This is a genomic window from Gilvimarinus sp. 2_MG-2023 (assembly GCF_030547685.1).
GTDB lineage: Bacteria > Pseudomonadota > Gammaproteobacteria > Pseudomonadales > Cellvibrionaceae > Gilvimarinus.
Genome location: NZ_JAUOQM010000020.1, coordinates 60192 through 77663, shown reverse-complemented (window position 1 = coordinate 77663; position 17472 = coordinate 60192). Strand labels below are relative to the sequence as shown.

The window sequence follows — 17472 nt, the reverse complement described above, 5'->3', positions numbered from 1 at the left end:
TCGCTGCGATTCCCGCTCCCATCAATACACTTTAAACACCATGTCGCCGGTTCTGACTGACAACCCATCGTTACTTTATATCGCCGTGACCGACGTAATTGGCGAAAGCTGAAGTCAGCAGTATTCTACGTTTCTTCGCGTGCGAGAATTAAAGGCTGAAATTTGGAGGCCTGGAACAAAACAAACTATATTGAATACAGGCATTAACTGAAAGGAGCGCAGTTATGGTTAATATGTTCTAAAAGCACCGAGAGGTGGTCGCAGTGATCCACAATAAAGAGTGGGGAGGGCAGGGGGCAAAGGTCTTGGTGGTAGACGACGAGGCTATCAATGTTGAGGTAGTAAAGTCTATTGTGCAAGACACATATGCTCTGTCGATTGCAAGTAGTGGTGAGGACGCGCTTGATCAGGCGCAACGGTTTGCCCCTGATGCCATCTTGCTGGACGTTGTGCTAGGCGATATGACAGGCATTGACGTCTGTCGGACTCTAAAGCGCAATCCTCTCACCCAGTCAATTCCTGTATTATTTCTAACCAGCCTGGAGAGTCATACCAATGAGCAGATGTGTTGGGATGCGGGCGGTGTTGATTTTATTCTTAAACCGGTTAATCCCGATACCTTACTCAATCGATTACGGGTACACTTAACCTTAAGGTTTCAGTCGCAATACTTACAAAAACTCGCCTATATTGACGGTCTCACAGGCTTGTATAACCGACGCTATTTTGATGAGCAGATGCAGCGCCACTGGGAACAAGCTCAGCGCAATATGAGTGACATCAGTGTTTTAATGATCGATGTGGATTACTTTAAACGCTTTAACGATAGTATGGGGCATTTGGCGGGAGATGATTGCCTTAAAAGCATTGCCCATTCGCTCGATGAGGCCATCCAGCGGCCTCTGGATATAGCTTGCCGGTATGGAGGGGAAGAGTTTGCGATAATACTACCCGACTCCGACCTGACCGGCGCCAGTGAAGTGGCGCGCCGAGTGCAAGATTGTATTGAGCGCGAGCCGATAGTGCATCCAAAGTCGCCATGGCAGAGGGTGACGGTGAGTATCGGTATAACGACCAGCACAATGCCCAGTCAAGCCACTTACCAGCAACTATTGCAGGTCGCGGATCAACATCTCTATTGCGCTAAAGAGCAGGGGCGTAATAAAGTGTGCCACTTTGATAAAATCACGACATCGACGCCTACACCCAGTCTCCCCAAGGATTAATGGATGCAGCCCACAGCTCACAATCGAACCTTTATCTACAGTGTTATTGCTGTTTTTCTTGTATACGTGGGTATTGTGGGGGCACTCTATCAGTACTCTTACCAGTCAACACTCAAACATTTTCTCGCTCAGGGACAGACTGACGTCAATGAAAAAGTAGCGGTTATTGAAAAAGCATTAAGTGATGCACGTTCGGAAGTGAATTTTGTGTCGGCATTGCCGCCAGTTCAGGGCATGATGCGCGCCGCTGGGGCCGGTGGGGTTGACCCTCATGATGGTACTCGGTATGACACCTGGGTAAGCCGGCTTAACACAATCTTCGAAGCTTTTTTGCACGCCAAACCCAGTGTCTCCCAGGTGCGGTACATTGGTTTTGCCGACAATGGCAGAGAGCTGGTAAGGGCTGAGCACCGGATGGGCGGAGTCGTGATAGTTGCTAAAGCAGGCTTGCAGGCAAAAGGTGACCGGTCTTATATGAGACTGGCTTCGTCATTGTCCTCTGAAGAGGTGGGGGTGACGCCGCTGGAGTTGAATCGAGAGTTTGGCAAAATTCAATACCCCGAGGTTCCGACATTTCGCACCGTTAAAACAATTTACGATACGCAAGGCAACGCATTCGGTGCAATCATCATTAATTATGATGCTCAGTATGTTTTTGACTTAATTGACTCCGTCGCCGATGGTGCTGATAGTTATCTGATGAATCATGAGGGGCATTACCTGCTTCACCCTAATCCTAATAAAGCTTTCGCCTTTGAGCGCAATGCCGTGGCCAGCTGGCAGGAGGACTTTCAGCAAAATCTACCGGAATTGACGTGGCGAGAATTTGCGCGAGCTTATGATGGTAATGGCAATACAGTTTGGTATCTTGCGCAGCGAATTTTGTGGGATCAAACCCGTGATTCACAATACGTTTACCAAGTCTACCCTGTCTCTGATGCGACGGTCAGAGAGGCCGCACTGCTTAAGTTTTTGCGACTGGTAGGGGCGTCCAGTATATTATTGATGGTTGGTATAGCGATTGTTTTTTATTATCAACGTTCGCTATCGAGTCAGCGTCAAATCGCCGGTTTGCAGGTGCATTATAAAGCCATTGTGAACAGCACATTAGACAGCATTTTTTTGTTGAGTACAGAGGGGCGAATACAGGAGTGCAACTCGGCTGTCGGGCGTTTATTTTTATGTGATGCTCAAAAATTACTAGATCAAAATTTTATTGAAAATTTTGTGGCAGAAGCGGATCAAGAGCTTTGTGCCGAGGCGCTGGCTTTGGCTCGAGTAGGGCACGCTGAGAGTCTTGATGAGGTTAGGCTGAAAAAGGGAACAGCAGACATTTTTTATGGCGCACTGTCTGTGGATGGTGTGCGCGATCTTAATGGTCGCGTGGTGGCCCTATGTTTGGTGGCGCGAGATGTAAGCGAGCAAATACAGACTCGTCATTTACTGCAAAAAAGCAATGACTCGCTCGAGCAAAAGGTTGCCCAACGTACCGATCAATTGGAAGAGGCGCTAGCGCAGGCCAAACACTCAAACGAATCAAAAGGAATTTTCTTGGCTAATATGAGCCATGAAATTCGCACGCCTATTAATGGTGTTTACGGCATGCTAAACCTGCTGCGCCGCGATGGTTTGTCGCAAGCCCAGACTCGATACTTAACTATGGCCGAAGATAGTGTCAAGTCGCTCACTACATTGGTGAACGACATTTTGGACTTTTCCAAAATAGAAGCTAATAAGTTAGAGTTGGAAAAAATTGATTTTGACTTGGGCCGCATGTTGCAGTCGGTATTATCTACCTTCTCTGTGGCGTGTGATGAAAAATCGCTTATTTTGATTTGCGATACGTCCAATCTCACCGAGCGTCAGGTTAATTCAGACCCCAACCGATTGCGACAAATTTTAAATAATTTGATTAGCAATGCCGTTAAATTTACCCAGCAAGGTTACGTTCGGGTTGAGGTTTCAAGTGAGCAGCAAGGGGGGCGGGTGTTTGTCCGCTGCAGCGTGCAGGATACCGGCATGGGCATTTCGCCAGAGGTGCAAGATAAACTATTTAATCCATTTGAGCAGGGGGATACCTCCCGGGCGCGCAATTATGGGGGCACGGGGTTAGGTTTGTCTATTTGCTGGCGGCTTTGTCAATTGCTAGGAGGGGCGATAGAGCTAGACAGTGAACCTAATAAAGGCAGCGTTTTCCGGTTCCAAGTGGTGCTTGATGTCGGGAAGGCAGAGGTTTCGGCCTTGAAAGAAGTTAGAGGGGTGAAAGCGCTGTTGGGGTTGTCAGATCCTGTAGAGGCGGCGGCGGTCAAAGTAATGCTGCAAACTAACGGTGCTGAGGTATTACCACTGGCAACGTTTACCGAGTCACTCAGCCAAAAGGCATCGCAAGACTGTTCTGATATGGCCCTGTTGTTGGATCGTGTCACATTGGATGAAACAGCAGAGAAGCTTTCGGATTTCTTCCAATCTCTTTCTCCTGATCACCGTCCGTTACTTCTGTTGTGCGGCAATACCGAACCATTGGATGATCCGCTTTTATCTGCTTATACCGAGCGCTTGGCGCGCCCCTTGTTTGATGAGTATATGTGCGCTGTATTACAGCATTGGCGTAATCATCACAGTTTGTTTTCCACCTCGGGCAAAACCTTGGTGGGGGAAAAGACCCCCGATATTCGTTACCAGCCTGAAACTGTTCTGGTTGTGGATGATCACACCATTAACCAAGAAGTTATGCGCGGTTTATTGGAAGGGATGGGGCTGCTGGTGGCGATCGCTAAAGATGGTCAGGATGCACTGAAAATTCTCAAACAAAGTGGTGCAGATCGGGCAGTTGCGCTTGTATTTATGGATTGCCAGATGCCCATTATGAACGGCTATGATGCGACGCGCGCTATTCGCGATGGAGATTGTGGCGAGACGGTCGCCTCTATTCCAATTGTCGCGCTAACTGCCGGCGCGATGGATGGAGAGCGTCAGCGCTGTTTAGATGCCGGTATGAATGAATACTTGAGTAAGCCTATTAATGTTGAGGCACTTATTTATCAGCTGGACCAGTATCTTGAACGTGTTAAATGGCAACCTGTAAATGATAGCGGTCTGCCAGCAGGGTCGGTACAGGATGAGTTGGTGGCTGGCGAGCCTGTGCAAAACTTGTGGGATAAATCGGAGGCTTTGGCCAGGTTGTCGAACAGCGAGGCAATACTCACCAAAATCATCTCGATGTATGTAGCGTCATCGAATGAGAATGTCGAGCGTTTAATGACTGCAGTAACTGAGCTTGACCGAGCCTCTATTGGCCGCGAGGCGCATACTATAAAAGGCGTGGCTGCTAATTTAAGTGCAGAGCCATTAGTGGCAGTAGCGCGTCAGTTAGAGCAGGGCGCAGAGTGCTTGCCCCAAGAAACCTTAGCGTCACTGGCCGAAAGACTCAACCATATTCAGCAACGGCTGTTGATCGACTTGCGTACTTATTTAGCCCAATCCAGTTAATGAGCAGTTCGGGGTATGGTGGCTCTTAAATCTCGGCCACCTGGGGCATGCAGTGGCGTTTAATGACAGCCTCTTGGGTCAATCTCACCTATTTTTGCATAAAATTATGATTTTTGATCCAATTGCTTTTAATATTACGCAATAGGCTGCTTTTGGCGGCGTCGAGAATGATAGGAGCGGCCTCTGCCAAAGTCTGTATTGGGGCAGGGATAGCGATGATAAATCCAATCAAGTTAATACGTGTGGCGATCGCTGGGCTGGCAATGTTAAGTCTGTTGGCGAGTGCCGGTATGGCGACCGATGATGCTCAGGTGCAGGAGTATGTACTCTGGGTCGGTGCCAATGCTCCTGGTCGCGCCGATCACGAAGCAAATATTATTCGTCAGGCCTTGCAGCGCACCGCGGATGATTATGGCCCTTTTAAGTTGATTGTTTCCAGCGAAACGTCGATCTCAAAACATTGGCGCCAATTGCTCGCCCAGGGCGAGCGTATGCAAATTGCCCCCACTTCTTTAATGGACTTCCCTCCTGGGGAGATCACCTTAATTCCGGTGCCCATTGCCGGGGGTAAATTAGGGTATCGCAACTTGATAGTAAGTAAGCAGCGTTTGGCGGAGTTCCGTAAAGTGAAGAGCGCAGCCCACCTGTCACATTACACTGCAGGTCAGGGCAGTTCTTGGTTTGACACTTGGGTCTACGAGGCCAATAACCTGCCCATTATCGGAGCCCCTGAGCTAAGTGATCTGCTGATAATGCTGGCTCAAGGTAAGATCGATTACCTACCGCTGAGTGTGGATGAAACGCCAGATATATTGGCTGCCCACCCTAAGTTGGCCCGTGACTTGGTGGTCGTGCCTGACCTTTTTATTTACTACCCGCTGTCGAGCTTCCCGGTGGTGTCGAACCGCCACCCCGAGCTGATTGAGCGCCTGCGTATTGGTTTAGAGGCCATGCATGCCGATGGCAGCATCGGCGAAACTGGGCGCGATGCCATCAGTCAAGAAACACTTGCCAACTGCTCCGTCATTGCGCTGGAAAATCCCAGCCGATTGCTGCCGTTGCTTTAGGTTAGTGATCTAGAGCCACGGTCATTACGGCTTAAGGATATTCTGTCTTCTATGTTTCGATTGCCGGTCGGCCGATAGTGGCTAGAAGGCCGCCGTCGAGGTAGACGATTTGCCCGGTGACAAAATTTGATGCTTTCGAGGCCAAAAATACTGCAGCACCCTGTAAGTCATCCGGGTCGCCCCAGCGGCCTGCCGGGGTGCGATTGAGGATGAATTCGTGCATTGGGTGGCCGTCGACCCGAATGGCCTCGGTTTGGGCTGTGGCAAAATAACCGGGGCCAATGCCGTTGACTTGTACATTGTGTTTGGCCCATTCAGTGGCCATGGTGCGAGTTAACATTTTGAGCCCGCCCTTGGCGGCGACGTAAGCACCAACAGAGCTGCGGCCAAGCTCGCTCATCATCGAGCAAATGTTAATAATCTTACCGCCGCCGCGTTGCACCATATTGGCGGCAACGGGTTTGGTCATGGTGAAGACTCCGGCCAGGTCGGTTTTAATCACACATTCCCAGTCATCGAGCGCCATTTCTAATAGCGGTGTTGTTGACTAGAATATCATTCGGCCCGATCTCGCGTTCAATGGCGCCCACCGCATTATTCACCTGCGTTTCATCGGTGACATCCAAGCGGTAACCATGGGCGGTTATTCCTGCCGCGCGGTATTGCTCGACGGCGGCCTCTACTTCTCGCTGGATGAATGACCGTTTACGACCACTGTGGCGCCTGCTCGCCCCAGTCCCATCGCCATGGCTCCTCCCAGTCCGTGGGTTGCTCCGGTTACGAGGGCGATCTTACCCTGTAGTGAAAATAAGTCGGTAGGTATAATCAAACCTCTGGACGCTGTCAGGCTCCATTAATGTTCGTTGGCAAGGTTAAAGCGCTCGCGATTAAGCGCAATAGCACGCCGGGCCTCCGCCACGGCATCGGCTTCGATGGCGTCCAGCAATTGCCGAATAACGCGGCGCAGGTGTTCGCGCATCGCGGCGCGGGCAGCCTCAGGGTTGCGTTGTTCTAGTGCTATAAGAATGGCTTTGTGTTCATCAATGCGAGCTTCTCCGCCGGCTTGGTAAACTCGCTGCGCTACCGAGGTTGATACCGGTGCGCTATCGCGCAACGACCAAAGATGTCGGCACACCGATACAATAGCCGCATTTTTGGTGGCTCGTGCGATGACCCGGTGAAAATCCGCATCGGCAGTTTCTGAAAAAGTCGCCTCTTGATGGTTGTCGACAATGGTGTGGAGCGCTTGGCGTACCTCGGCCAGCTCCTGTTCGGTGATGTTTTTAGCCGCCAGTGCCGCGGCTTCACCTTCAAACACAATTCTGGCTTCGAGAATGTCAAAGGGACTTAACTGGGGCGGAGTGCCGCCCAGTTCCAGTGGGTCGCTGTGGCGCACATAAACTCCAGAGCCGCCCCGAACTTCAACTAACCCTGCCAGCTCAAGGGCAATAATGGCTTCGCGAATCGTGGGTCGACTGACCTCAAAGCGTTCGGCTAGTTTTCGTTCCGCCGGTAGTCGTGTGCCGGCCGTGTACTCGCCCTGGGCAATAGTCGCGGCAAGCTGTTGGGCGACACGTTGATAGAGGCGCCCGCCGGAAAAGTGCTCGGGTTTTAGCGTTGGGATCATAAGCAAGTAGGCCGGAAACGGTGATTGTCCTCGGGATCTTACCAATAGAGGGGGAGTTGCTCAAGCCAATACTGTTATTTTGGTAAGGCCAAATATGGTGATGGACTTACCAGTTCAGGTGCTTGCGGTATGACGGTAGCACAGAAAGCGGCCGGTGCCTCGTCACTCAGCTAAGAGTGGTAATAAAGAAGGGGTGTATGTAAATAGCGATAAGGGGGTGGCGGCGAGCCAATAAAAATTGGTGTTGTGGTTGAAATAGGTGGCGCTGTGTTTATGAGGTATTTCACCGAGGGGCTGCCATAGTGCGACTCGCCGATACCATAAAGAGGTTGGAGTTTGTGTTTGGTTGTGTTGGTTGTTTTTTTGGAGGGATTGGTGAGGATAGGAGGCGTCGCTGAGGTTTGGTTGGTGGTCGCGTTTGCAGCAGCTCGCGTTGGTGTGCGTCATGTTTATGAGGTGGCAACTGTTCGTGCTTCTATATATAGGTAAACGCCTAGAGGTGGGTGTGGGGTTGCTAGCGGGTTAAGTGATCATTGAGGTGTGGCCTTTTGTTATGGATGTGCTCTGGGTAAGGTGTGGCAAAAAAGGGGGGGGGGCGCAATATTGCGTACCATCCGGAAAATCGCTTGCTTTTAAGAGGCTGGGCTGTAGAATGGCCGGCCCTGCGAAGGGTGGCTGGCAGCTTATAACAAGCTACTGCGCTACTGGTTAAAAAATTATCACTTTTTTCCAGATATTGGTTGACACATAGTCAACTGGTCATTAATATTGCGCCTCCATTTTGCACGGGCCCCGGTGGTCTTGCCGAAATGGATTGTTCTTTAAAGTAATTATTGGAGTTTGGTTCACATGCAGAATCAACGCATTCGGATTCGCCTGAAGGCTTTTGATCACAAGCTTATCGATTCTTCTACCCAGGAGATCGTTGAGACCGCTAAACGCACAGGCGCCCAAGTGCGCGGCCCTATTCCGTTGCCGACCCGTAAGGAGCGCTTCACTGTATTGGTCTCTCCGCACGTAAACAAAGATGCGCGCGATCAGTACGAGATTCGTACACACAAGCGTTTGCTCGATATTGTTGAGCCTACTGAAAAAACTGTAGATGCCCTGATGAAGCTAGATTTGGCTGCAGGCGTTGAGGTTCAGATTAGTCTCGGCTAAAAACTTGTAAATGTATGGTCGAATAAAACAATTTATTCGGCTTTGTGTAACGCTCTGAAATGGGCGGCCATAGCGGGTAAGAGCCCCGTACACTATAGAGGTTAGTAAAATGACGATTGGTATTGTCGGCCGCAAGAGCGGCATGACTCGTATATTTACCGATGATGGTGTTTCCATTCCCGTGTCTGTGATTGAGGTTTCTCCCAATCGCGTCACTCAGGTTAAGAATGCAGAAACCGACGGTTACGATGCTGTGCAAGTTACCGTAGGGTCTCGTCGTGCCTCCCGTGTTACCAAATCTGCTGCAGGTCACTTCGCCAAGTCTAACAATGAGGCTGGTCGTGGTTTGTGGGAGTTGCGTAACAACTCTCAAGAAAGTTTCGATGCTGGTAGTGAGCTAACTGTGGCTGCTTTTGAAGCAGGTCAGATAGTTGACGTCACCGGCCAATCCAAGGGTAAAGGTTTTCAGGGCGGTGTTAAGCGCTGGAACTTTAGCATGCAAGATGCTACCCATGGTAACTCGTTGTCTCACCGTGCTCCCGGTTCTATTGGTCAATGTCAGACTCCGGGCCGCGTCTTCAAGGGCAAGAAAATGGCTGGCCACATGGGTGCTGAGCGTGTAACCGTTCAGAACCTGGAAGTGGTTCGCGTTGATGCCGAACGTAATCTGCTGTTGGTCAAAGGTGCCATCCCCGGTGCTCCGGGTGGTGACGTGATCGTGCGTCCAGCAGTTAAAGCGCGCAACAACGCCTAATTGTCCGAGGGGAATCGACCATGGAATTAAATATTGTTACTCCCGGCGGCTCCAACGGTACCTTGAAAGTATCCGAGGTGGCCTTCGGTAAAGAGTTTAATCAAGACTTAGTGCATCAAGCGGTCGTCGCTTATATGGCGGGTAGTCGTCAGGGTACTAAGGCGCAAAAATCACGTTCAGAGGTGTCTGGTGGCGGTAAGAAGCCATGGCGCCAAAAAGGTACTGGCCGCGCTCGTGCTGGTACTATTCGAAGCCCTATTTGGCGTGCAGGTGGTACTACTTTCGCTGCTAAGCCACGTAGCTTCGAGCAAAAGCTGAACAAGAAAATGTACCGTGCAGCATTGCGTTGCATTCTGTCTGAGTTGTACCGTCAGGAGCGTCTGGTGGTGGTTGAGGAGTTCGATATTGAAGCTCCAAAAACTAAAGCTCTGGTACAAAAGCTGGGTCAGTACGGTTTGTCTGAAGCCTTGGTGATTACCGAGGAAGTAAGCGAGGCTCTGTATCTGTCTTCACGCAACTTGCATAAAGTTGATGTGCGTGACGTTGCAGGCATCGATCCGGTAAGCCTGATTCGCTTTGACAAAGTTGTAGTGACTGTGTCTGCGATGAAGAAATTCGAGGAGATCCTGGGATGAATCAAGAGCGAATTTATAAAGTCTTGTTAGGCCCAGTGGTTTCTGAAAAAGCCGCAATCGTGGGCGAAATGGGTAATCAAGTGGTATTTAAAGTTGCCGCTGATGCCACCAAGCTGGAAGTGAAGGCTGCTGTTCAAGCTTTGTTTGATGCAAAAGTTGAGCAAGTCCGCATCCTGAATGTTAAAGGCAAAACCAAGCGTACACGCTACGGTCTCGGCAAGCGCAGTGACTGGAAAAAAGCTTACGTGCGCCTTGAGCAAGGTCAAGACATCGACTTTGCGGTAGCTGAGTAAGGGGATTGTTGCAATGGCTATTGTAAAACGTAAACCAACCTCGCCCGGTCGCCGCTTTGTAGTAAGCGTCGTGAATCCGGATCTGCACAAAGGTGCGCCATATGCCCCTTTGTTGGAGAAGCAATCTCGCAATGGCGGTCGTAATAACGCTGGTCGTATCACCACTCGTCACGTTGGTGGTGGTCACAAGCAGCACTATCGACTGATCGATTTCCGTCGCAATAAAGACGGAATTCCAGCGACTGTTGAGCGTATCGAATACGATCCAAACCGCACTGCATATATTGCACTGGTTTGTTATGCCGATGGTGAGCGTCGTTATATTATCGCTCCCAAAGGTTTGAAAGCTGGCGATAAAATTGAATCTGGTGATGCTGCTTCTATTAAAGCGGGCAACACCTTGCCACTGCGCAACCTGCCTTTGGGTAGTGTTGTTCACTGTGTGGAGCTTAAGCCTGGTAAAGGTGCTCAGCTGGCGCGTTCAGCAGGTACATCTGCCAACTTAGTGGCTCGTGACGGTGCTTACGCAACTTTGCGTCTGCGCAGCGGTGAAACTCGTCGCGTTCTGTCTGAGTGTCGTGCAACTCTGGGTGAAGTATCCAACAGTGAGCACAGCTTGCGCTCTCTGGGTAAAGCAGGTGCCAAGCGCTGGCGCGGTGTACGCCCAACTGTTCGCGGTGTTGCTATGAACCCGGTTGATCACCCGCATGGTGGTGGTGAAGGTCGTACCTCTGGTGGCCGTCACCCAATTTCACCTTGGGGTACTCCAACTAAGGGTTATAAGACACGCAAGAACAAGCGTACCGATAAGATGATTGTTCGTCGTCGCGACAAGCGCTAATTGACGACCTAACAACCAAAAGAGGAAGCAACAGTGCCACGTTCACTGAAGAAAGGTCCTTTTATCGATCTTCACCTGATTAAGAAGGTCGAAGCAGCGATCGAAGCAAACGATCGTCGTCCGATCAAAACCTGGTCTCGCCGCTCCATGATTCTTCCGGAGATGGTTGGCTTGACTCTGGCGGTACATAACGGACGTCAACACGTGCCAGTCCTGATCAACGAAGAGATGGTTGGGCACAAACTGGGCGAGTTTGCAGCGACCCGCACGTATCGCGGTCATATTGCAGACAAGAAAGCTAAAAAGCGCTAAGCGCTAGTGCCTAACGAGGTTTAACGATGGAAGTAGCAGCAAAATTAAGCGGTGCTCGTCTGTCGGCGCAAAAAGCGCGTTTGGTTGCAGATCAAATTCGTGGAAAAAGCGTTGAAGACGCCCTTGATATTCTGGCTTTTAGTCCGAAAAAGGGCGCTGCGATAGTGAAAAAAGTGCTTGAGTCTGCAATTGCAAACGCAGAGCACAATGAAGGTGCTGATATTGATGAGTTGAAAGTGTCCACGATTTTTGTGGATGAGGGCATGACGATGAAACGCATCATGCCTCGCGCTAAAGGTCGTGCTGACCGCATTCTGAAGCGCACTTGTCATATCACCGTAAAAGTAGCCGATCAGTAAGAGAGTAGGCGTTATGGGTCAGAAAGTACATCCGACAGGTATTCGTCTGGGTATTGTCAAAAGCCATACCTCTACTTGGTATGCTGGCAGCGATGAATACGCAGACAAGCTCAACAACGACTTGGAAGTGCGCTCGTACATCCAAGACAAACTGGCAAACGCATCTGTTAGCCGTGTTGACATCGAGCGTCCGGCTAACACCGCACGCATCACCATTCACACTGCCCGTCCAGGTATTGTGATTGGTAAGAAAGGTGAAGATGTTGATCGTCTGCGTGCTGAAATCAGCCAGAAGATGGGCGTGCCTGTTCACATTAATATTGAAGAGATTCGCAAACCTGATCTGGATGCGGCTTTGGTCGCCCAGGGTGTTGCCCAGCAGCTAGAACGTCGTGTGATGTTCCGTCGTGCCATGAAGCGCGCGGTACAAAATGCCATGCGTCAAGGTGCTGAAGGTATCAAAATTCAGGTTGGTGGCCGTCTTGGTGGTGCCGAGATTGCCCGTACCGAATGGTATCGAGAAGGTCGAGTACCTTTGCACACATTGCGTGCAGACATCGACTACAACACCGCAGAGGCGTCAACTACCTACGGGATTATTGGCGTTAAAGTTTGGATTTTCAAAGGCGAAGTTATCGGTGATGTTGAGCCGGAAACTGCACCTAAGAAAAAAGGCTCAAAGTCTAAGTAAGGGGTACGCAAGATGCTGCAACCGAAGCGTACGAAGTTTCGCAAGCAACAGAAAGGCCGCAACCGCGGTTTGGCCCATCGCGGCTCCAAAGTTAGCTTTGGCGACTTTGGATTAAAAGCGACTGGTCGCGGTCGTATTACAGCACGTCAGATCGAAGCGGCCCGTCGTGCTATGACTCGTCACATTAAACGTGGCGGTAAAATTTGGATCCGAGTATTCCCGGACAAGCCAATTACCGAAAAGCCTTTGGAAGTACGTCAAGGTAAAGGTAAGGGTAACGTCGAATACTGGGTGGCACAAATTTGCCCTGGCAAAGTCCTGTACGAAATGGACGGTGTTAGCGAAGAGCTGGCTCGCGAAGCATTCGCGCTGGCTGCGGCAAAGTTGCCAATTTCTACAACATTCGTTAAACGTTCGGTGATGTGATGAAAGCTTCAGAACTCCGGGAAAAATCCGTTGAAGAGCTGAACAGCGAGTTGCTTTCCCAGCTTAAGGAACAGTTTAAGTTGCGTATGCAGGCTTCAACTGGCCAGCTGAGTCAGACTCACTTGTTGTCGCAAACTCGTAAAGATATTGCTCGCATCAAAACGGCGCTTAGACAAAAGGCAGGTAATTAACGATGGCTCAGACTGAAAAACTGGCTCGTACACTGACTGGTAAAGTTGTCAGCGACAAGATGGATAAAACCATCTCAGTATTGATCGAGCGTCGTGTTAAGCACCCGATTTACGGCAAGTACGTGAGTAAGTCATCTAAGCTAAAAGCACATGACGAAAACAATGAGTCCAAGATGGGCGATACCGTGACAATTGCTGAGTCACGTCCGCTATCGAAAAGCAAGTCATGGGCTTTAGTAAAAATTGAAGAGCGCGCAACTGAAATCTAACGATTTCGTGCGACATAGATTAGTTTCGGAGACGGACGATGATTCAAACAGAATCCTACTTAGATGTAGCTGATAACAGTGGCGCACGCCGCGTTCAGTGCATCAAGGTGCTTGGCGGCTCCCACCGTCGTTACGCAGCCGTGGGCGACATCATCAAAGTTACTGTAAAGGAAGCAATTCCTCGCGGTAAGGTGAAGAAAGGCCAGGTTATGAATGCGGTTGTTGTGCGCACCAAGCATGGTGTGCGTCGTCAGGACGGTTCATTGATCAAGTTCGACGACAACGCTGCGGTGCTGCTGAACAACCAGGATGCTCCGGTTGGTACGCGTATTTTCGGACCCGTAACTCGTGAGTTGCGTGGCGAGAAATTTATGAAAATCATTTCTCTGGCACCTGAAGTGCTTTAAGCACTTGGCGGAGACTCGAGGGCAGACAAATGCGTAAAATTAAACGTGATGACGAAGTGATTGTTATCGCCGGTCGCGACAAAGGCAAACGTGGCAAGGTTGTTCGCGTACTGTCAGATGAAAAGCTGATCGTATCCGGTATCAATCTCGTCAAAAAACACCAGAAGCCTAACCCGCAGTTAGGGGTAGCTGGTGGTATTGTTGAGAAAGAAGCCGCTATTAATGTTTCCAATGTGGCCATTTTTAATGCCGCTACTGGAAAAGCTGATCGTGTGGGCTTCAAGCTTGAAGGCGAAAAGAAAGTTCGCGTCTTCAAATCCACTGGCGAAGCCGTAGGGGCGTAAGTGACATGGCTAGGCTGAAAAAAATATATAGCAAAGAAATCGCTCCCAAACTGAAAGAAGATTTGGGTTTGGCGAACGTAATGGAAGTTCCTCGCATCACCAAGATCACCATTAACATGGGTGTTGGTGAAGCTGTGGGCGACAAGAAAGTGCTTGAGCACGCTGTAGCTGACCTGGAGAAAATCGCCGGTCAGAAGGTTGTTGTAACCAAGGCGCGCAAGTCTATCGCAGGTTTTAAAATCCGTGATAACTGGCCAATTGGTTGTAAAGTAACCCTGCGTCAAGATCGCATGTACGAGTTTCTGGATCGTTTAATCTCGATCTCTATTCCTCGTATTCGTGACTTCCGCGGTATTAGCCCTAAGCAGTTTGACGGTCGCGGTAACTTCTCGATGGGTGTGACTGAGCAAATTATCTTCCCGGAAATCGAATACGATAAAGTCGATAAAATCCGTGGTTTGGATATTTGTATCACCACAAGTGCACGCAATGACGAAGAAGGTCGCGCTTTGTTGAAAGCGTTCAACTTCCCGTTCAAAGGCTAAGGGTAGAGACATGGCTAAAAAATCTATGATCGCACGCGAAGCGAAACGAACTAAAGCTGCTGCTAAGTTCGCTGCTAAGCGCGCCGAATTAAAGGCGATTATTTCCAGCCCTGCTTCATCTGAAGAACAAGTATGGGAAGCACAAACCAAACTGCAACAACTGCCTCGTGATGCAAGTCCATCTCGTGGTCGTAACCGCTGTCGCGTGACTGGTCGTCCGCACGGCGTTTATCGTAAGTTTGGTCTTTGCCGTCACAAGCTGCGTGAAGCAGCGATGCGCGGCGATGTCCCGGGCCTGGTCAAGGCGAGCTGGTAAGCTCTGGCCCATATATAGGAGCAGATTCAGATGAGTATGCAAGATCCGTTAGCAGATATGCTGACCCGCATTCGTAATGCGCTGCAAGTTGGTAAGACTGACGTAGCTATTCCATCTTCTAAACTGAAGATTAACGTGGCCAAAGTGCTACAGGAAGAAGGCTATATCAGCGGTTATTCTGTCAGTGAAGGCGCTAAGCCAGACCTGATCGTTGAGCTGAAATATTTTGAAGGCAAACCTGTCATTGCGGAACTCGACCGCGTGAGTCGTCCTGGTTTGCGCAATTACGCTGGTAAAACCGAGTTGCCGAGTGTTCGCAACGGCCTTGGTGTTGCCATCGTTTCGACTAGTCAAGGTGTAATGACTGATCGTGCTGCCCGCGCCGCTGGCGTTGGTGGTGAAGTCCTCTGCACAGTATTCTAACGGGAAGAATCATGTCACGAGTTGCAAACAGTCCGGTTGAAGTACCCGCTGCAGTTAAGGTCACCCTTGATGGGCAAGAGCTTAGCTTAAAAGGCAGCAATGGTACGTTGGCTCTGACCGTTCACGAAGCAGTTGAAATAAAGCAGGAAGAAAACGTTCTGCAATTCGCTGCTCGCGATGGTGGTGCCAAGCAGGAATCGATCGCTTTAGCAGGCACAATGCGTGCTCTGGTAAACAACATGGTTAAAGGCGTTTCTGTAGGTTTCGAAAAGAAACTGCAGTTAGTCGGTGTTGGTTATCGTGCAAAAGCATCGGGCAAATCTGTAAACCTGTCTTTGGGTTTCTCTAACCCTGTTGACTATACCCTCCCTGAGGGCGTAACAGCGGAAACTCCAAGCCAGACCGATATCGTACTTAAGAGCGCTGATAATCAGTTGCTCGGTCAGGTAGCCGCGGAAATCCGCGCGCTTCGTCCACCAGAGCCTTATAAAGGTAAAGGTGTACGCTTTGCTGACGAACAAGTACGTCGTAAAGAAGCTAAGAAGAAGTAAGGGCTAGGTTATGAGCGATAAGAAGCAATCTCGTCTTCGCCGTGCACGCCGTGCCCGTGCCAAGATCCGTCAGTTAGGCGAAACTCGTCTGGCCGTTCACCGCACGCCACGTCATATTTATGCACAAATTATTGCCCAGGATGGTGCGAGTGTTTTAGCAAGCGCATCCACACTGGACAAGTCACTGCGCAGTGGCGCTACTGGTAATGCAGATGCCGCTAAGGCCGTTGGCGAGTTAATCGCCGAGCGTGCCAAAGCCGCCGGTATTACTAACGTGGCCTTTGATCGTAGTGGTTTCAAATACCACGGTCGCGTAAAGGCATTGGCTGATGCCGCGCGTGAAGCTGGACTGGAATTCTAAGGGTAAAGACATGGCTTTTACTAAAAAAGATGATGGTAATAACGAAGGCTTCCAGGAAAAACTGGTACAGGTCAATCGTGTTGCCAAAACTGTTAAAGGTGGTCGTATCTTTGCCTTCACCGCCCTCACCGTTGTAGGCGACGGTAATGGCAAAGTAGGTTTCGGCCGCGGCAAAGCACGTGAAGTGCCTGTTGCTATTCAAAAAGCAATGGAAGCCGCCCGTCGCAACATGATCAACGTTGATTTGAACGGCGATACACTGCAATATGCCACCAAAGGTCGCCACGGCGCCTCTAAAGTGTATATGCAACCTGCGTCTCCAGGTACCGGTGTTATTGCCGGTGGTGCAATGCGCGCCGTCTTGGAAATTGCCGGTGTACAGAACGTACTAGCCAAGTGCTATGGTTCTACCAACCCGGTAAACGTAGTTCGCGCGACTTACAACGCGTTGAAAGATATGGCTTCTCCAGAGTCTGTTGCTGCCAAGCGCGGTAAGAGCGTAGAAGATATTCTGAATTAATCGGCCCTGGCCGATTCTTAGGAAAGCGGTATACAAGCATGGCTAAGAAAATGATTAAAGTGACTCAGCTCAGAAGTACCGCAGGCCGTCTGAAGAACCATCAGGCTTGCGTTACCGGTTTGGGACTGCGTCGCATCGGTCACACCGTAGAAGTAGAGGACACTCCTTCTACTCGTGGCATGATTAATAAAGTACACTATCTGATTAAGGTAGAGGGAGAGTAACATGCGTCTTAATACGCTAAGTCCCGCTCCAGGCAGCACTCATAGCAAGAAACGTGTTGGCCGTGGTATCGGTAGCGGTGTAGGTAAAACCGCTGGTCGTGGTCACAAAGGTCTTAAGTCTCGTTCTGGTGGTACTGTTAAGCCAGGTTTCGAGGGTGGTCAGATGCCTTTGCAGAAGCGCTTGCCAAAATATGGCTTTAGCTCTCGCATCGGTCGTGTGACTGCTGAGGTTCGTCTCAACGAGTTGAACAAAGTTGAAGGCGAAACCGTTGATCTGGAAACCTTGAAGCAGGCCGATATTATCGGTGCTCACATCAAGCGTGCCAAGATCTTTGCTTCTGGCGAAGTGACCAAAGCCGTTACAGTGAAAGGTTTGGCTGTGACTAAAGGTGCCAAAGCTGCGATTGAAGCGGCGGGCGGTAAAGTCGAAGAGTAAGAGG

General features: G+C 50.1%; 25 protein-coding genes and 1 pseudogene. 24 read left to right on the top strand and 2 right to left on the bottom strand.

Annotation, left to right across the window (positions count from 1 at the left end; genetic code table 11):
• The first annotated feature begins 263 nt into the window (after positions 1 to 263).
• From Q4526_RS04395 to Q4526_RS04385, 3 genes are all read left to right on the top strand, one after another.
• Positions 264 to 1226, top strand: coding sequence for a diguanylate cyclase (locus tag Q4526_RS04395; RefSeq protein WP_215975685.1), 963 nt, complete (start codon positions 264 to 266; stop codon positions 1224 to 1226).
• Between the two features lie 3 nt (positions 1227 to 1229).
• A complete protein-coding gene (locus Q4526_RS04390; protein WP_215975684.1) occupies positions 1230 to 4715 on the top strand; it encodes an ATP-binding protein in 3486 nt (1161 codons plus the stop codon).
• A 215-nt stretch (positions 4716 to 4930) separates the two neighbouring features.
• Positions 4931 to 5782: a transporter substrate-binding domain-containing protein gene (locus tag Q4526_RS04385; protein ID WP_215975683.1), complete on the top strand. Its 852-nt coding sequence runs from the start codon at positions 4931 to 4933 to the stop codon at positions 5780 to 5782.
• A gap of 49 nt (positions 5783 to 5831) precedes the next feature.
• Here the strand turns inward: Q4526_RS04385 and Q4526_RS04380 are convergent.
• Positions 5832 to 6605, bottom strand: a pseudogene (locus Q4526_RS04380) (gluconate 5-dehydrogenase).
• A gap of 30 nt (positions 6606 to 6635) precedes the next feature.
• Positions 6636 to 7409 carry a FadR/GntR family transcriptional regulator gene (locus Q4526_RS04375; RefSeq protein ID WP_215975682.1) on the bottom strand — a complete coding sequence of 258 codons (774 nt, stop codon included), beginning with the start codon at positions 7407 to 7409 and terminating at the stop codon, positions 6636 to 6638.
• Positions 7410 to 8258: 849 nt separating this feature from the next.
• On the opposite strand from Q4526_RS04375, the gene rpsJ reads away from it, so the two are divergent.
• The 21 genes from rpsJ to rplO all read left to right on the top strand — a co-directional run bounded on the left by rpsJ (position 8259) and on the right by rplO (position 17468).
• A complete protein-coding gene (gene rpsJ / locus Q4526_RS04370) occupies positions 8259 to 8570 on the top strand; it encodes a 30S ribosomal protein S10 (protein WP_215975681.1) in 312 nt (103 codons plus the stop codon).
• Between the two features lie 109 nt (positions 8571 to 8679).
• A complete protein-coding gene (gene rplC / locus Q4526_RS04365; RefSeq protein ID WP_215975680.1) occupies positions 8680 to 9324 on the top strand; it encodes a 50S ribosomal protein L3 in 645 nt (214 codons plus the stop codon).
• 20 nt (positions 9325 to 9344) lie between these two features.
• Positions 9345 to 9959 carry a 50S ribosomal protein L4 gene (rplD, locus tag Q4526_RS04360; protein ID WP_215975679.1) on the top strand — a complete coding sequence of 205 codons (615 nt, stop codon included), beginning with the start codon at positions 9345 to 9347 and terminating at the stop codon, positions 9957 to 9959.
• Complete coding sequence (gene rplW / locus Q4526_RS04355) at positions 9956 to 10252, top strand: 50S ribosomal protein L23 (RefSeq protein ID WP_215975678.1); 297 nt, start codon at positions 9956 to 9958, stop codon at positions 10250 to 10252. Before rplD ends, rplW begins: the two co-directional genes overlap by 4 nt.
• A gap of 13 nt (positions 10253 to 10265) precedes the next feature.
• Positions 10266 to 11093 (top strand): 50S ribosomal protein L2, encoded by an 828-nt coding sequence (gene rplB / locus Q4526_RS04350; RefSeq protein WP_215975677.1) that lies wholly within the window; start codon positions 10266 to 10268, stop codon positions 11091 to 11093.
• Between the two features lie 33 nt (positions 11094 to 11126).
• Entirely contained in the window at positions 11127 to 11405 is a 279-nt protein-coding gene (gene rpsS / locus Q4526_RS04345; protein WP_215975676.1) for a 30S ribosomal protein S19, read from the top strand.
• 26 nt (positions 11406 to 11431) lie between these two features.
• Positions 11432 to 11764, top strand: a complete 333-nt coding sequence (gene rplV, locus Q4526_RS04340) for a 50S ribosomal protein L22 (RefSeq protein ID WP_215975675.1) — start codon at positions 11432 to 11434, stop codon at positions 11762 to 11764.
• A gap of 13 nt (positions 11765 to 11777) precedes the next feature.
• The gene (gene rpsC / locus Q4526_RS04335) at positions 11778 to 12455 is read left to right on the top strand and encodes a 30S ribosomal protein S3 (protein ID WP_215975674.1); all 678 of its coding nucleotides are present in this window, start codon (positions 11778 to 11780) and stop codon (positions 12453 to 12455) included.
• Between the two features lie 12 nt (positions 12456 to 12467).
• Positions 12468 to 12881, top strand: coding sequence for a 50S ribosomal protein L16 (gene rplP / locus Q4526_RS04330; protein WP_215975673.1), 414 nt, complete (start codon positions 12468 to 12470; stop codon positions 12879 to 12881).
• Complete coding sequence (gene rpmC / locus Q4526_RS04325) at positions 12881 to 13072, top strand: 50S ribosomal protein L29 (protein WP_215975672.1); 192 nt, start codon at positions 12881 to 12883, stop codon at positions 13070 to 13072. The genes rplP and rpmC overlap by 1 nt, the downstream gene beginning before the upstream one ends.
• A 2-nt stretch (positions 13073 to 13074) precedes the next feature.
• Positions 13075 to 13341: a 30S ribosomal protein S17 gene (gene rpsQ / locus Q4526_RS04320; protein ID WP_215975671.1), complete on the top strand. Its 267-nt coding sequence runs from the start codon at positions 13075 to 13077 to the stop codon at positions 13339 to 13341.
• A gap of 38 nt (positions 13342 to 13379) precedes the next feature.
• Entirely contained in the window at positions 13380 to 13748 is a 369-nt protein-coding gene (rplN, locus tag Q4526_RS04315) for a 50S ribosomal protein L14 (protein WP_215975670.1), read from the top strand.
• Positions 13749 to 13777: 29 nt separating this feature from the next.
• Positions 13778 to 14092 (top strand): 50S ribosomal protein L24, encoded by a 315-nt coding sequence (rplX, locus tag Q4526_RS04310; protein WP_215975669.1) that lies wholly within the window; start codon positions 13778 to 13780, stop codon positions 14090 to 14092.
• Between the two features lie 5 nt (positions 14093 to 14097).
• Positions 14098 to 14637 carry a 50S ribosomal protein L5 gene (gene rplE, locus Q4526_RS04305; protein WP_215975668.1) on the top strand — a complete coding sequence of 180 codons (540 nt, stop codon included), beginning with the start codon at positions 14098 to 14100 and terminating at the stop codon, positions 14635 to 14637.
• Between the two features lie 10 nt (positions 14638 to 14647).
• Complete coding sequence (rpsN, locus tag Q4526_RS04300; protein ID WP_215975667.1) at positions 14648 to 14953, top strand: 30S ribosomal protein S14; 306 nt, start codon at positions 14648 to 14650, stop codon at positions 14951 to 14953.
• Positions 14954 to 14983: 30 nt separating this feature from the next.
• Entirely contained in the window at positions 14984 to 15376 is a 393-nt protein-coding gene (gene rpsH, locus Q4526_RS04295; RefSeq protein ID WP_215975666.1) for a 30S ribosomal protein S8, read from the top strand.
• 11 nt (positions 15377 to 15387) lie between these two features.
• Positions 15388 to 15927, top strand: coding sequence for a 50S ribosomal protein L6 (rplF, locus tag Q4526_RS04290; RefSeq protein ID WP_215975665.1), 540 nt, complete (start codon positions 15388 to 15390; stop codon positions 15925 to 15927).
• Between the two features lie 10 nt (positions 15928 to 15937).
• A complete protein-coding gene (gene rplR, locus Q4526_RS04285) occupies positions 15938 to 16288 on the top strand; it encodes a 50S ribosomal protein L18 (RefSeq protein WP_215975664.1) in 351 nt (116 codons plus the stop codon).
• A gap of 10 nt (positions 16289 to 16298) precedes the next feature.
• Positions 16299 to 16808, top strand: a complete 510-nt coding sequence (gene rpsE / locus Q4526_RS04280; RefSeq protein ID WP_215975663.1) for a 30S ribosomal protein S5 — start codon at positions 16299 to 16301, stop codon at positions 16806 to 16808.
• Between the two features lie 38 nt (positions 16809 to 16846).
• Positions 16847 to 17032 carry a 50S ribosomal protein L30 gene (gene rpmD / locus Q4526_RS04275; protein ID WP_215975662.1) on the top strand — a complete coding sequence of 62 codons (186 nt, stop codon included), beginning with the start codon at positions 16847 to 16849 and terminating at the stop codon, positions 17030 to 17032.
• A 1-nt stretch (position 17033) separates the two neighbouring features.
• Complete coding sequence (rplO, locus tag Q4526_RS04270) at positions 17034 to 17468, top strand: 50S ribosomal protein L15 (RefSeq protein WP_215975661.1); 435 nt, start codon at positions 17034 to 17036, stop codon at positions 17466 to 17468.
• The last annotated feature ends 4 nt before the right edge of the window (positions 17469 to 17472 follow it).